This window comes from Oceanispirochaeta sp. M1 (assembly GCF_003346715.1).
In the GTDB taxonomy this organism is placed as follows: domain Bacteria; phylum Spirochaetota; class Spirochaetia; order DSM-2461; family DSM-2461; genus Oceanispirochaeta.
In genome coordinates this window covers 21,254-36,980 of sequence record NZ_QQPQ01000045.1, presented here as the reverse complement: position 1 = coordinate 36,980, position 15,727 = coordinate 21,254, and the positions used below count along the sequence as shown (strand labels likewise).

8 protein-coding genes and 1 pseudogene are annotated in these 15,727 nt (G+C 46.3%); 4 read left to right on the top strand and 5 right to left on the bottom strand.

The genetic code is table 11. The features are described 5' to 3' along the window. Positions 1-120 precede the first annotated feature (120 nt). Positions 121-354: pseudogene (locus DV872_RS27315) on the top strand (PTS sugar transporter subunit IIA); the annotation flags it as partial. A gap of 277 nt (positions 355-631) precedes the next feature. Beyond that, positions 632-2,353: a substrate-binding domain-containing protein gene (locus tag DV872_RS22020; protein WP_114632132.1), complete on the top strand. Its 1,722-nt coding sequence runs from the start codon at positions 632-634 to the stop codon at positions 2,351-2,353. Here DV872_RS22020 and DV872_RS22015 read toward each other — a convergent pair. The 4 genes from DV872_RS22015 to DV872_RS22000 all read right to left on the bottom strand — a co-directional run bounded on the left by DV872_RS22015 (position 2,323) and on the right by DV872_RS22000 (position 12,301). Further along, the gene (locus DV872_RS22015) at positions 2,323-3,273 is read right to left on the bottom strand and encodes a glycyl-radical enzyme activating protein (protein WP_114632131.1); all 951 of its coding nucleotides are present in this window, start codon (positions 3,271-3,273) and stop codon (positions 2,323-2,325) included. The two genes, DV872_RS22020 and DV872_RS22015, sit on opposite strands and share 31 nt — an antisense overlap. Then, a complete protein-coding gene (locus DV872_RS22010) occupies positions 3,270-5,555 on the bottom strand; it encodes a pyruvate formate lyase family protein (protein ID WP_114632130.1) in 2,286 nt (761 codons plus the stop codon). Before DV872_RS22010 ends, DV872_RS22015 begins: the two co-directional genes overlap by 4 nt. A gap of 99 nt (positions 5,556-5,654) precedes the next feature. Continuing rightward, positions 5,655-7,526, bottom strand: a complete 1,872-nt coding sequence (mutL, locus tag DV872_RS22005) for a DNA mismatch repair endonuclease MutL (protein ID WP_114632129.1) — start codon at positions 7,524-7,526, stop codon at positions 5,655-5,657. Positions 7,527-7,570: 44 nt separating this feature from the next. Next, the gene (locus tag DV872_RS22000; RefSeq protein WP_114632128.1) at positions 7,571-12,301 is read right to left on the bottom strand and encodes a hypothetical protein; all 4,731 of its coding nucleotides are present in this window, start codon (positions 12,299-12,301) and stop codon (positions 7,571-7,573) included. Positions 12,302-12,389: 88 nt separating this feature from the next. Here DV872_RS22000 and DV872_RS21995 point away from each other — a divergent pair, with 88 nt between their 5' ends. Both DV872_RS21995 and DV872_RS21990 read left to right on the top strand, forming a co-directional pair. Further along, positions 12,390-13,307: a hypothetical protein gene (locus DV872_RS21995; RefSeq protein WP_114632127.1), complete on the top strand. Its 918-nt coding sequence runs from the start codon at positions 12,390-12,392 to the stop codon at positions 13,305-13,307. A gap of 5 nt (positions 13,308-13,312) precedes the next feature. Continuing rightward, the gene (locus DV872_RS21990; RefSeq protein ID WP_147283240.1) at positions 13,313-14,422 is read left to right on the top strand and encodes an ion transporter; all 1,110 of its coding nucleotides are present in this window, start codon (positions 13,313-13,315) and stop codon (positions 14,420-14,422) included. 26 nt (positions 14,423-14,448) lie between these two features. On the opposite strand, the gene DV872_RS21985 is transcribed toward DV872_RS21990, so the two are convergent. Further along, the gene (locus DV872_RS21985; protein ID WP_158547121.1) at positions 14,449-15,714 is read right to left on the bottom strand and encodes an HD domain-containing protein; all 1,266 of its coding nucleotides are present in this window, start codon (positions 15,712-15,714) and stop codon (positions 14,449-14,451) included. Between the last annotated feature and the right edge of the window lie 13 nt (positions 15,715-15,727).

Here is a 15,727-nt window from a genome sequence, read left to right as displayed (position 1 = left end):
TTACAGTATTATTCATGGCAGTTTTGCTCCGATAATTTTAAAAATTTGGTTATTTTATTATATTTTATCTGAGCAATCTTGCCTATTTCTTTTTATTGAAAGGAATTAACAACTGCGAAAGTTGAGATAGTAAGATGTAAAGACGGAATAAAATTCACTGACAAAGAAAATGATGTCAAAGCCGTTTTCCTCTTAGGCGGTACAAAAGACAAGAGAATTTTACATTTAAAAACGATTGCTTCAATTGCTACCTTAGTTGGGCTAAATGACTTTCAGGAGCAATGGATGAATTCTGATAATGTAATTGAACTAAAAAATATAATGATACTAAACAGTAGGAAAAGGTTTTTTTAATTCAAGTAGTCGATAAAAAAAATTACTTAACAAACTTACAGAATCCACTGCCGATAATCCTCCGTCAACAACCTCACCTTTGTTCTCTTAAATCCAAGACCCCTTTTATGTCTTCAATTCTTGTCCAGTACCGCATTTTCCAGTGGACTGGAGGCATCAATTATTTAATTATGAATCTTTCAGTTAAAGAAGATGGATCTCCAATGGGTAGAACATTGTATAAAAAAAAATAATACAAAATAAAAATTATATCGTAATGTGTATATAATATATCCATATGATATCCGATGAAACCAAACACCAGCCCATATTCTGGAACTCAGCACTCAAGAGGATTCCTCCCAGACCGGATTCGGATATTTCCTATTCAAAAACCGACCGTAATTACTGGTATGATAAAGAGTATGCCGGATGGAATGTAAATAAAGCAGTACAGCCCAGGGTTCTCGGTGACGGTGTGAGGGGAAAGCGGATTGCCGCATTCCTTGCAGATAATCATCCTTATCTTTCAGCCTATAAATCCGGCCTGACACGGATCTCAGAGCAATTCGGTATCAATCTTGATATCTACAATTCTCAATGGGACCCGAACCTGCAGGAGGAACAGATCGAGGCAGTCCTTGATAATCCACCGGATCTTATTTTACTTATTCCTGAGTCCAATCAGGAGAGTTCCTATCTTTATAAAAGAATCTATGATGCGGGGGTTCCCGTTATTGCCAGTAATCTGCTCCCCGATGCCGAAGGTTTTAAATATATTCTCTCATGGACGGGGCCGGATGACTGGGCTCAGAGCAGAGCCCTGGCAGAGAGCTTTGCCCATCTGATGAAGGGGCAGGGCGGGTATGCAGTTATCACTCATATTGATGAAACTTCAGCATATTATGCAAGAAAGTGGGGTGTTATTACTCAGATCAATGAGAACTACAGGGATATGACCTTTCTCAGTTCAGAGTCGGGGAATTTGAACCGCGAACATACAAGGCAGATCGTACTGGGATGGCTTGAAGAATACGGCTCAGAATTGAAGGGGATCATTTCTGCTGATGATAATGTCTGTCAGCTGGGAATCAATGATGCTCTGAAGGAGATGGGCCGCTCCGATATTATCCGTGCGGCAAATGGAAGCACCACTGTGGGTATCAATATGGTTTTGAAGGGAGAACTTGATATCATTACCTGGCAAAATCCGGAAATGGATGGAGAGCTGCCTATTCAGGTGGCGGTCGACTGGTTCAAGGGGCTTCAGATCAGCCCGCTCCGTTATCTTCCGGTAAAAATACTGGATAAAGAGAATATCTCCAGTATCAATTCAAAGGAGATACCCTTCAGTAAGTGTGATCCTGATATTTTATACAAATGTATTCTTGAGATTGATGAAGAGGGAATAAACAGATACTTTGAGCTTATTCTTGATGAAGTTCATGATCACCCGACTATCTCGAGTGAATATATTCAGGGTTTCAGTTTTGAGATTCTCTCCAATCTGCTTAATCTGATTAAAACCGAGTCCCTGGATGGTCCATCCATAATGGGATCATATGAGGATCTGTTTAAGAATCTGGTGCGCCAGAGAACTTCGGAAGGAGCCATAGAGTGGCTTCGGTCCATCTCTATCAAGTTGTGTCTCAATATCAGTGAAAGACGATCTACACCTAAATCTGTCGGAAAGCTGATAGTGGATTATGTAAACAGTAATTTCACGACACCCATGTCTTTGAAGACCCTTTCTGTTCAATTTAATCTTTCGGCTGCCTACCTTGGACAGCTCTTCAGAGAGGAGACCAATGAGGTCTTTTCCACATATCTGAACACCATCAGGATAGAACGTGCCTGTAAGCTTTTAGATCAGAATATTATAAGCGCCAGTCAGGTGGGTATTGATGTGGGGTTTTCCAGTTCCAATTATTTTTTCAGAACATTTCATAAATATCTGGGATGCTCTCCGGCAGAGTATAAAAACAGAAATCAGCCCTTTGATGTCAGTCCCGAGGAGTAGACCCTTTCGGAATCTTCAAAGGATTCTTCTGCAAGTTCTACCAGGTATGAGAACTCAGTTGTTGAGAGAAGCTCAGAGTCTTCATAATTCCAGTCAAGCTGAAGCCGGCTGTATTTTTCTGTGGCCAGTGGATTGAAGGCGCAGAGTTCCCAGCGTGAAATCTTTTCCCCTATATTATCTTTCAGATAATTCCCTATCTCTTTTATATTCTCTTTTGAGGCAGTCGCTCCGGGGATAACAGGAGTTCTTATCCAAAGCTCTGGAGAACTCGCTTCCTGCTCCAGATAGTCTCTCACTCTGTAAAGATTCTGGAGTATCAGTTTATTTCCGCTTCCCGTCAGTCTCTTATGTTCTGCATTGTCATGGTGCTTCACATCAAAGAGAAGGAGATCCGTGTAGGGCAGAACTTTTTCAAAATTACCCCAGGGGACCAGTCCGCATGTATCCAGAGCCGTATGAATCCCCAGTCTCCGGCACTCAACAAAAAGTGCTTTTACAAAGTCTGCCTGCAGGAGAGGTTCTCCGCCGCTTACAGTCAGGCCTCCGCCGCTGTTATCCATAAATGCCTTTTCTCTCAGAATCAGTTTCATAATCTCTTCAAGGTTCTGCTCTTTTCCAATGGGCTCCAGAGCATGGGAGGGGCAGATATCTGTACATTTCATACAGCTGATGCAGGAATTACGGTCAAGATTTATCCCATTATCATCCAGTTTCAATGCAGACGCAGGGCATTGGGGAATACAAAGGCCGCAGCCGATGCATTTTTCCCTGAATGCCCAGATTTCATCACCGGCCTTGAAGCTTTCAGGGTTGTGACACCATCTGCATCTCAGGGGGCATCCCCTGAGAAACAGAACGGTTCTCATCCCGGGGCCGTCATGGCGTGACAGTCTGTAGATATCAAAGGTTTCGGCTGTCATAGAGAGGCGTAATTCACTCTCTGTAGAAACTCTTCCTGAAACTTCCTGTCCATGACGATAAAGTGGGCCGAATAACCTGTTACTTTTACAACCAGGCTTCTGTATTCTTTCTTCTCAGGATGCTCCATGGCATCCTTGAGTTTTTCAAGATCAACAGTGTTCAGATTGATCTGTACACCTCCCTTATTAAAGAAAATCTTTGAGAAGGTCTCCACCAGATCTCCCTTGCTGCTTTCATCGGGAAAGAAAGAGGGCTGCAGTTCAACCTGGAAAGATCCGCCCTGATATTTTCTGTAATCAAGGCTGCAGAATGACTGCATGGTTGCTGCCATTCCCTCTGTGTTTCTACCGTGCATGGGATTCATTCCATGGGCAAGAGGTTCAACGGTGTTTCTACCATCGGGGGTGGCTCCCAGGAGCTCTCCCGCATAGGTATGCCCCATATACTGGAAAAGGCTGGGGCGGAAGTTGAATCCTTTGATATTTCGTTTGCTCTCAAGGGTTTCTCTTATATGCTCGGAAATCCTCACTCCCATGGCATCAACATCTTCATGGGCATTGCCGAATTTGGGCTGATGGAGAAAATCCTGCTGCATAATTTCACTGCCTTTCCAATCATTTGCAACAGCATCAATGAGATCTTTCATCTTGTATTTCTTCTGATTGAAGACCAGTTCTTTTATGGCATAGATGGAGTCAATTACATTGGGAACACCCAGAACATTGACTGAGGTGAAGTTGTAGTCCACCGCCTGCATATCCGTAACATCCCGTCCGTTTTCCAGAGTTCCGTGCATACAGAAGCTTGTAACCATTTCAGGCCAGACTTTAGCCTGCCATTTGTAGGTTTCGTTCTTAAAATCTTTCAATATCTCCGCAGTTTTATCTACTTCGGTATCATAAATGTCCCAGAATTTCTCAAAATCATCTACTCCGCTCTCTGCTGCTATTTCCATGGCTCTCTGCATGGGCTGAACAAGAACAAAAGAGTTCAGATCCTGATCGTTGTACTCTTTACCCACAACACAGTACCACTGGCATCCGGAGTATGCCATATTCCAGGCATCCTCCTCTTTAACACCGCATCGCAGCTGGCTGTCTCTCAGAACATCAAAATTGACCAATGTAGGAGTTCCACAGTTGTGTCTTGCCAGAACTTCACATCCGTAATTGTAAAAGTCTTTATCAATATCTTCGTGCCACATCAGACCCAGATGGTTATAGCCGCCCGTAATATCATAGGCTTCCATACAGACCCAGCTCATCTCATTGGTAGCATCTTCTCCGTTTATATCTCTTCCACCGAATGACCAGTAGTTTCCCCCGTATTTCAGATAGAGTTCCGCCACTAGTGATACTGCTTCATCCCGTGTAATATTTCCGGCTTCAATATCTTTGACATAAAAGTCATTTAGCATCTGATCCAGACGGCCATATCCGTTTCCATGACCGTTGATTCTTTCAACAGTTGTAAACAGCTGTATCCACTGGACGGCTTCGGCAAAACCGCTGGGGGCATCAGAGATAATGGCCCTGCAGTTTTTCTCTATAAATTCATAGTTATTCCTGTTCTGAGGATCTTCTTCCTTCAGAGAGAGTGCATGGGCTTTCTCTGCATGCTTTTCGATATAGCGCATGATTGCTTTTAATACCGTTTCAGAGGCGTTCAGATATTCGGCTGATTTTATATTACTGTAGTTCAGAAATTTCTCTCTGCGTTCCTGAATCTTGTTCAGCAGGCCGCCCCAGCCGAGGTTCAGACCGATTGTCAGGTCGGGGCAGGTATGGGTAAAACTTATTCCACCGGCTCCAAGCTCCCTGGCATCCCGTCCCAGTTTTCTCTGCTCTTCGGGGTACTGAAAGAAACGTGCCTCTTCCAGCATCCAGTGAAACTCACCTACGACTCTCTCGTTATCAAGAACTTCTGCAGGGCTGTGATCAAGGAAAAAAGCATAATCCTCGGCCCAGTTTTTACTTGTATATTCAAAGCCATTCACCTTGGAAGGCATTTCGGCAGCATAGGGGAAAGGTCCGCCCACATCCACTCTGGCATTGTGGTCGCCGATATTTATTCTTAACTCTTCATCTGCAGAGAGATCCCCCGTATTGGGACTGAAGGCTGCTGCCTCACCTGACCAGTGATAGACCAGAAACTCCGCATTATCAACATATACATTTCTTTTATTTTCAACTGCCAGAGTATGGCTTCTCTCAATAAGTGCCTGAATCCTCTCACCGGCTTTAACGGGATTTCCCCGTTTTGCATCAACTTTTACTAACATTCTGAATCCTCCCAGAGCTTTGATTCAATGGTATCAGCTCTGAGAAATCCATCAACTGAACAAACTGGGAATAGGAGGTCAATAATTGCGGATCAAAGGTTATACCAGTCGGCCTACAAGTCCGTAGAGCTCATCACGGCTCAGGCGGAACCACATTATGCGTCCGTGGGGACAGCGTGGATTCTCCAGAGCAAGGGCTCCCTTCAGAAGTTTCAGTGCAGCTCCGGGATCAATGGAATCTCCCTCTTTTATGGCGTTGCGGCAGCTCATGGTGGCATAGAGCTCTTTCTGCAGCTCTGCGGGGCTTCCTTTTCTGCATCTCAGGAAGTCTACGATATCCTCTTCCATGGAGAGTGCTGCCCGGGGCAGGGCTGTAATCTCCCATATCCCCTCTTCTGTACCGGGTCCGAAGGCAATACCCAGGTCCTCGAAGAGCTTTCTGTGGGCTTCCATAAAACGAATTTCTTCCTCACCGGCTTCAAATTCAAAGGGGATAAGCAGATCCTGACGGGCAGGAATCTCGCTGCGGTATCTGTTGTAGAGGAGTTTTTCATGGGCTGCATGCTGGTCTAGAATATAGAGAGCGTCCTCTATTTCCGCCAGGAGAAATACACCCATGATCTGACCCATATAACGGATTGAACCGCTTATGGCTTCCTGGGGCGGGGCCATGGGGGCCGTCCCGTTATCGGGATGTAGATGACTGCGCAGGGGGGGAGTCTCTTTAACCAGTTCAGTGAAGCGCCGGGTCTGGGCCTCGGGAGTGGCGGGATAGCTCTGATGCCCTGACTGTCGTCGGCCTGAAGAGTTATTTCCCCCGGGGAATTGTCCCCCGGAAGGAGGCTGCCAGTTAATTCTTTCCTTTGCGGCGGCAGGACCGGCTGCAGCAGCTGATCCTGACTGTCGGGGCTCAAACCCCATGCCCAGCTCCTGGGGTTCTGCATCAGGAAGTGTCATTCCAGGAAATGTATGAGAGAATTCCCTTAGAAAGTCTTTGATAAGAGACACAAGCTCATGGTGCAGGGCTCCCTTGTTACGGAAGCGGGCCTCTCTCTTGGCCGGATGAATGTTGAAGTCCACCAGGGCGGGATCTACCTGGAGAAAGGCAAAACATAGGGGGAAAACTCCTCCGGGCAGTATTTCATCATAGCCGTACTGCATGGCCTGAACAAAGGCATATTCATCTATCCGGCGGTTGTTTGCAAAGACCTGCATATAACGGCGGTCATTGCGGTTCCACTCGGGGCGTGCGGCGACAATGGTGATTTCCGCACCATCCATAAAGGTCTTCCGCTCCTCCATCATTCCTGCGGGGCAGGCATCGCCGTAGGCGGCCACAACCCTCTCTTTCAGGCTGGAAGGGGGGAGAACATCCCGGATTTTTCCGTTATTTATCAGCTGAAAATGAATCTCCGGGAAGGGGAGTGCTTTTTCCAGAAAGGTTTTACGGCAGAGGGTTCCCTCGGAAGCCGGGCGCTTTAAGAACTTACGCCTGGCTGGTATGGAATAAAAAAGATCCCGTGCATCCACGATGGTGCCGCGATCCCCTCTCCAGGGAACTGGATCTGTGAGTCTGCCGTCCTGTATGGATAGTTTGCTGGTCTCATCATTTCTTGTAGAGATGATCTCAAGGCGGCTGCTGGCTGCAATGCTGCTCAGGGCCTCTCCTCTGAATCCGAGGCTCTTGATGGTCATCAGATCATCTTCTGTCTCGATTTTGCTTGTGGCATGGGGCATACAGCAGAGCGTCAGGTCATCTCTGCTCATTCCCCGTCCGTTGTCCACCAGGCGGATGCGGTCTATACCGCCGCCTTCGAGGGTAAGATCAAGACGTGTGGAACCCGCATCTATGGCGTTATCCATAAGTTCCCTGACAATGGAATTGGGACGGTCAATCACTTCACCCGCAGCTATTTTGCGGGCAACAGATTCTTTTAATACTTTGACCTGTGACTGCATTTCTGATTGCATCTGTTAAGACTCCTGAAGCCGATAGATTATCTTTCTCTAAGCTATCAGAAATTCATTTCCAGCTCCAGTCCCAGTTCATAACCGTTTCTGAATACTTCTTTTTTCCCACCCAGTCCCAGGGCCATCCAACCTTTAAGAGAACCCAGGCCGGTGATTACCAGCTTTGATTCATGTCTCAGAATTGTATCGAAGCTGGTTTTCGTGGAATCACTCTCATCAAAATAGCCGGTGAAGATAAGTTTTTCCTCATGCTCCATTCTATTTGGTTTCATCACCAGATAATCGAAGAATGGAAATTTAAAAAACGGATTTTCCGGTTCGAACCAGCGGAAGATCATCTGAAAATCATCCTGGAAGTACTCTTCCTCCCATTTGCGGGTAAAGCGGTTATCCAGAACAAACTCCCAGTCCTTCTCTCCAGCCAGAGTGAGATAGTTCTGATAGACAAGCTCTTCTGCCTCGGGAGTCCAGAGATCCGAACCTCCCATAATAAACTGAATAGAACTGGACCACTCATCTGTGGCATAGAATTTAAACAGGGGGTATTGTCCCCAGTCACCGAAGAGGTTTATGGCCGACTGAAGGAGCTGGAAGTTCCAGTCATGCTGTATGTAGACCGAATCCTGTTTCTTGTAGTACTCCCTCTGAATACCCACATCAACTCCAGAGGGAATAAAGAGATCCCTGATATTTGAACCTGAAAGGCGGTTTATTTCCATATAGACTTCGGGTTTATAGGTGGATTCATCTGTTAAACCCAGGGTATCCTCAAAGTCATCAAGATTCTGCTTTCCGAAAATCTCATAAAAGGGGATGAAGTGTGTCAGAGGAAACTGGGAACCCAGCACATTAAAAAGGGTGCTCAGGTCATCTGCGAAATCATCATAGGTTTCGGGAAATACCTTCTGTGTCAGTTCACGCCTGTATCCCGGTTTAATGGTCCAGGGCGTGGTAGGGTTGGCTATTTCAAGAGGAAAGGAGATATCCGAATACCATCTGTTCTCCTGCTGCCAGTCCAGCTGCTGCAGAGCCTCATACTCCATCCTTGTCTCCAGCGAAAATCCAAGGGGGAGGGGATTCCTCTGGGTCTTCAGGCTGCTCAGACCTTCACGGCTTGATATTCCGTCCTCAAGGGGAATGATATATTTGAAGTCATTACTCCATTCATTAAAATAATTCCCTGAGTCCGATTCCCAATCAGAGCTCTGATAGAGGTCTGCATCAATTGATGTGCTGCTGTTGGGGCCTGTGTTCAGGTTGATAAAACCTCCCCATCCCTGTGTTATCTCCTCCAGGGAGGCATTGCTGCTGCTGTCGACTTCAAGGGCTATAAAACGGAAGGGTGTCAGGTGAATCACATTTTCGCGGGTCATGTAATCATTTCCCGGCTGGAAAGAGCGGGAATAGCTGTCTGAAACCCAGCCGAACCGTGATTTAGAAGGAATTCTGAATAAATGTCCTCCCGCAAGATAGGCCTCGCCTCCGGACCAGACCACTTCGAAGTCACCCTGCATACGGACATTCATCAGATCAACTCCGCTGGAGAGCTGACTCTCTATTCTGTTGGCATTGCGTACAAAGTAGGAGTCTGTTGTCTGGCCGTAATAGTTGAAACGGCTGGACACATTGAAATCCGCCAGCAATGGAAATCCACCCGAGGTGGCAGCAATAATTCCTGGTTTCTTGTAATCCACAAAGGTTTCGATGGTGCTTCCGGTGGAGAAATTCGGTTCGGCAAAGTGGAGTTCATCCACAATCATAGTTCCCGATCCCACTCCGCTTCTTGTAAGGCTGAAGGTTGTGAACTCAGTAGTTTCCTGATCGATACTGAGAGATGAGACAGTGGAAGATCCGGAAAATGAGGCTGTACCTTCCTGGAGGTCGACTACCAGTTTTTCCCAGTTTGTTGAACCGGGGTTGTATTTCACCTGGATTCCCCGACCCTGACTGTCTGTCATGGAAAAGCTTCCTTCTCCAATAGTCGTCTCATTTTTCACATATACAGCCATTTCGGCATAGTCTGTGACCGGCACAGCATTGAACCAGCTTTTACCGCTTATTGTATCTCCTGCATCAAGAGGATCTCCACCGCTGTCGTTTCCCCAGCTTAGTTTAAGAACCTTCTGATCCTCACCCTCCGGGTGGAAAATACTCATAACTTCAGGAAAGCTCAACGCCAGATCATACTCCTCCAGTTCAACTACATTGATATCATCTGCATCCCGTTCAAATCCGCCTGAGTCTGTTACTGATATGGTGAGGGGAGAACCCTCTCCCGTTATTCCTCCCACCAGAAGATCTCCCGAAGAGCTTCCTGACGGGGATGTGAGAACAAAGCGGAGAGAGCGGACTCTGCTCAGTTTCTGTCTGTCAGACTCGGAAAGTTTAATTTCAACTTTTTCCCATGTTCCCTGTGATGCGGGTATCTCAGATGTAAGGTCCTCCACGAGTAGAAAGCGTGAATCACCCTTGTCTATGCTCCCATTTTCATTGATATCTTCGGCTTCGCCATTGTCTCCGATCCTCAGTTCAAGCTCGAGATTATCAGTCCCCAGATGCTGTCGGTAGAGGTAGAAACTCAGGGTTGTATATCCTGAAAAGTCGATGGGACCGTTCTCATCGGGAAGATAGTCTCCAGCAGACCATTCTCCCCCGCTCAGGTCGTAGGTCAGGGCCATAACCCTGCTTGAAAAGGGATCATTCGCGGCGGCCGCTGCAATGGAAGGTCCCTCCCGGCTGCTGTCGATGGAGGCTCCCCCCCAGGTATAATCATTTAAATAGTCCTGTCCACCTGCATTGGTGGATTCAAAGTTCCTATAGAGTAGTTTTGCCCTGTTCGAAGCAGCGGGATAACCAAGGAAAGGAGTCAGATCCAGCTCCGAAGTAACCGTCTGATCATCTGTGACTGAGAAGGTATAACCACTCTTCTCCATTCCCATCAGCCTAAGATTCCCTGAAGTATCAGAAGTGGAAATATTGATGCTTCCATTTACCATGGCATTCAGATTTTCAGATTCATAGAACATGGTTCCTGCCAGTTCCACAAGTCCCGGGCTCTCGCCGGCTTCCTCTGTCATCTGATTTTCCGGCAGTGTCCAGCGAAGAGCCTCTGCCAGTTCCACCGTGGTGTTCTCATTTATAAAAAGCCTGTTTCCCTGGGCCATAAAGAGGTCGCCGCCGCCAAGACCTACAGTCTCTGTTCTGTAGGTCACGATGATTCTGTCTTCGGGAAAGATGTAGCGGCTGAAGAAGATCTCACCTGTTTCGTAGTTAACCTCTACGGATTTATCTTCCACACCGTTTACATATACTTTCACCGATCCCACAATCAGGTTGGTTCCTATGTAGTAGTTATTGCTGTCTTTTTTTACTGCCAGGAGCAGTTCCCGGGATATCTTGTCTCCGTCTGTTTCCCGTCCGGGACCATACACTTCGGGGTTTTCCGGTGAGAAGGGAATCCGGTTAATGGGATCACGACTGTCGGTATTTTCAATCAGAACTGTCAGGGTTCTGTTATCATTTTCATCAGTATCCGTCAGATAGATGTAGTTCTGGTCTTCATCCACAAGTTTACTGGAGTCTACCAGAAAGATCAGGGTTCTCCATTTTTCATCAGGCAGGTTTGTATAGAACTGGTAGCGGTTATACATCTGGAAAGAGCTGAACTCTCCCGGGTTGTAAACCATCAGAGCCTCATTGCCGTTGATCTCCACCAGTGCACTGTCTCTGAAATCTCCGCCATTCTGATCGTAGGGATTTGCTTCATCCCAGGCGAATGGGAGAAGAGCCCTCGTAGGATCAGGACGCCCCCTGGAATCAGCAGCCATAATGAAATCTTCCGAAATTGAATCTGATCCCACCGGAGATCCTCCGACACGGTAGTATATCAGAACCCTGCCTTCAGAGGCCTCAACCAGATTAACAAAACCTTTTGTCAGGTCGGCACTGTAGCTGATATTCCTGTTGGTATAGCGTCTGCCGTCACTGCCGGTGAGTTCACCATCTGAATCTTCCTGATAGACCACCAGATCGGAGATGTTTTCGTTTGGAAGTATAAAACGCTGTCCCTCTACAAATGAGGGGAGTTCGAGGGTCTCTTCTTCCACTTCATATTCACCCACATAGATTTTTTCCTGCAGCTCAGTGGGGTCGTATCGGATCATCAATTCATGTTCTGAACTTCTTGTTTCAAAGCGGGCCTTAACCCCGGGAGTATTGTATTTGGGACTGGAGACATCAATACCTTCAAACTCTCCGATGCCGATACCCGCATTACCGATGCGGACCTCTTTAAGAGCGGTTGTTTCATCACCCACATAACCCATTGCATAGGTGTTCTTATCATAACCCTCAGTAAAGGATGTCTCTATAAAGTAGTGGTCTAAAAGCAGAACCGAGAGAAAAAAGTCCGGTTCCTGGGCGAATTCAAATCCCTCCTTCAGTCCCGGAAAGGCCGAAGGAAAGACAAACCCATCTTCTCCGTTTTCAAATCCTGTACCGTAGGTCATACTGAAACGCCAGTATCCTTCCCAGAATACATCTGCTCCCACTCCACCGAGATCCATATCAAAAATATGTTCAGGGGCTTCTTCTCCCTCTTCCAGGGGGAGGGGATATTTTTTCGTCTCTTCAGCGGGATCTTCGGATTCAGCTCCTATGGGGGAACTGTCTGAAGAGTCTTCAGGAGCAGTTTCCTGAGAATAAAGCTGTCCTGTTGAAAGGAAAATGAGGCTGAACAGGATGATTATGTTAAAAAGAAATGTATTCCCTTTCATTTTTGCAGTATTATTAACTTGTGAGCTTGATCAAGATTAAGCCTGCACTGACCGATGATTTAGCAAAACCCTATTGGACTGGCAAACTATGGATAATGACAAAGCAAAAGCGCTCCAATTTCTCAGTAGATTAATGCAGAATCCCAGTTTAAATGGATTTTCTGCACTGCAGAGGGAAGAACAGCTTCTTCAGTTCTTCATTATTAATGAGGAACAACTAAAACCGACACTCTCATCCCCTGCTTACTTTAACGGTTGGTCATGGCAGGATATTAATAAAATCATGACGGATACCCTGTATGATATCACAAACAGGGAAATTCTTCCGCAGATTGAATCAGAAATCTTTGACAGAACCAACTATGCCTACGTTTCTTTTATGAAACTCACTCCACCATCGGAGAGTATGAAGAAGCAGCTGATGGCAGTTATTAAAAAACTGCTGATGGTTCCGGCAGGCAGGCAGAGTATGGCAGGTCCCCTGACAGCTCTCCGTACGGGAATGCTGAAACGATATGTAATGCTTGGATTTGAAAGGCAGAAATATATCAACTTTGAGCTTACTAAAGTTCAGAGACTCAGAATGCCTCAGGAAGAGATCTACCACCTCTTAAAAACGACCATGCTGATAAAACCTCTGACCGTACTCTTTGCACCGGGAGGTCCCTCTCAGGGGGCCAATCAGGCTCTGAGTCCGAATTATGCTGATAAAATAACCAAACAGCTGACTAAACTAATTCCAGGACTTCCCGATCCCATTCTCAGGGGTGGAGTTCACAGCGCAATGGTGTTTCAGGATAATCCCACACTGGAGGCTACATCCAGGATGACCAGTATTTTCACATCCCGCTGTTCTCAAATGAAAGAGGGGATGAAGATAGACCGGGGAGCCGCCGCTTCGGATCAGAGTTGGTTTAATGTGGCAAGACGCAACTATAAATACTACGGATACGATTTTGATATGCTCACTGAGCTCTATAACATATCTGCCGAGAATGGATGGTGATTCCCATGAAAAAGAGTAAAGACTTTATAGAAAATTTTATCCTCTTTGTGATCCTTCTGGTTCTCATACAGACTTTCGTTGAAGATCTGGCAGTTCTGCTGGGCTGGTCCTGGTCTGTAAGAAAGGTTCTCATTTTCAGCGGTTTCGGATTTGACCTGTTCTTTTCATTGGAGTTTATTACCCGTTATTTCAATGCCCTTAGAAAAGGCAGGGTAATGAAATACATGCTCCAGGAGAGAGGCTGGGTGGATCTTATTGCCTCTCTTCCTCTTCTTTTCCTCAGCTCCGGTCCTGCTGTTATCGCCCTCCTGCAGGGAACGGCATTCCTGAGCGCCGCCGGAATGCTCAATATTCTAAAGGTCGTCAAGACCGTCAGAATTGCGCGTATCCTCCGTCTTCTCAGACTCCTCAAAGTTTTCAAGAAGATCAAGTTCGTCAACTCTGTTATGGCACAAAGGCATATTACCAGGATTATCACCACTGTGATCTCCTCTTTTGTCATCTCCCTGACTGCAGCTTCTTTTGTTCTGGCATTTGTTCCTGCAAGTGATGTGGAACAGGATTTTGTAAATAAGCACCAGGTTATGGCGCAGACTGCAGAACGTCTGTATGAGAGCGGCAACAGGGATATGCTGGGTGAGTTTGACTCCTACGATTCGGTTCTTATTATGAGAACGGTGGAAGGGACAGTATATACCCGTTACAATAACGACTTTTACAATACATGGTTCGGTCCCTCTGATTACGGATATGTCCGCTCGGGAGATCTGGAACTTTTCTATTCTCTCAAGCCTCTATATGCTTCTGAGTCATCAGATAATCTTCTGATTTTTGTCTCCATACTCTGTATGCTGATTATTCTGATGATCAGTTACACTCCGCACTTTGCATTGACCGTAACAGACCCTGTGAACATCATGCTCAATGGAATGTCTGATCCCTCCTATAATCTGGAGGTTCTGATTCCCGAGGATCAGAAAGAGGACGGTCTCTACAAACTTGCCCGGCAGTATAACGAAGAGTATCTGCCTATGAAGGCCCGAAACAGTGATGCACCGGGGCAGGGCAGCGGTTTTGCTTTGAAGGTAGATGACATCGAGGATCTATTTAAATAAACGGATTCCTAGAGTCTGAGTCAGATTCAGACAAAGGGGTCCAGTTCAAGCTCCGGGACTTTTTCGGCAACAAATGAGGGGACGATAACCTTGATATGCCGGAGGGTCTCGGTAAATCCCTGTACAACAGGTCCGCTGAACACAGTGGGTGAACCGATAAAAGGTTTGTTTCCCTTCTTATCCAATATAGGTACATCAACCTCAAATGAAATCTTAGAGGGTATATCAATTACCAGATGATTCTCGGGCAGCAGTCCTGGAAAGCGGGATTCAATAATCTCCGCCAGCTTCATCTCGTATTCATTCCTGAAATCCAGATCCATCAGTTCCCTGTGCAGTTTATTTCCCTCATCAAAGGGCTGCTGGGAGATGATCTTGTATTTTCTGGGAGTTTCAGACTCACGCACCAGAGAGGCCAGCTCCTCGGGAGTCTCAGTCATCCTTCTGAAAAACTCATCATCATCCATTCCATAGAGCTCTTCGGCCTTGAAATAGCCCTGAGAGAGCCCCAGGTAAACCGCCTTTTTCACCAGGGCTGTGGATATTCTGACGTCGCTGTGCCAGTAGACGGTTTTGTACATCAGGTATTTCGAAAATAGAATATTCTCTACAGCCGTCACACCCTTGGTGGTCAGGCAGATCCCGCTCTCTGTGGGTCTTATCTGGGATATTACAAAATCGATATCCTGCATACCGTAGGGAACACCGCAGAAGTAGGCATCCCTGTTCAGATAATCCAGTTTATCGGGATCCAGAACACCACTGAGGATATTTCTGAAGAAGATCAGTTCCTTGTTGCCCTTATCCGGGATGGCGCTGTCTATTATGGCTGCCGTCAGTACGGGATCTCCGCCTATATCATCTTTAATGATTGAGGCAATCTCGGATTCCCTGATAATTTTTCCTGAAAGAAATTCATGATCCGCCAGGGGGAGCTCCATAAAGGAGTGGGCATGGGGAAAGTGACCGATGTCATGAAGAAAAGAGGCACAGAGAAAAGATTTTACCCCCACCAGTGTCAGATGGTCAGGACAGTGCTCAGAAAAGAGGATTGTTTTCAGTATGCGCCTTGCCAGATAGAAAACACCAAGGGAGTGGTTGAGTCTGGTATGACTTGCTCCGGGATAAACCAGACTTGCCGGTCCCAGCTGCCTGATTCTGCCGAGTTTTTGAAATTCTTTGTTGTACATAATTTTTCTGAGACCGGGACTCAGGTAGATATGTTTCCAAAGAGGATCCCTTACGGGTACAGTGTAGTCTTGACTTAAATGTCTGATGATTTCTTCTCTCATAAACATCAGTATA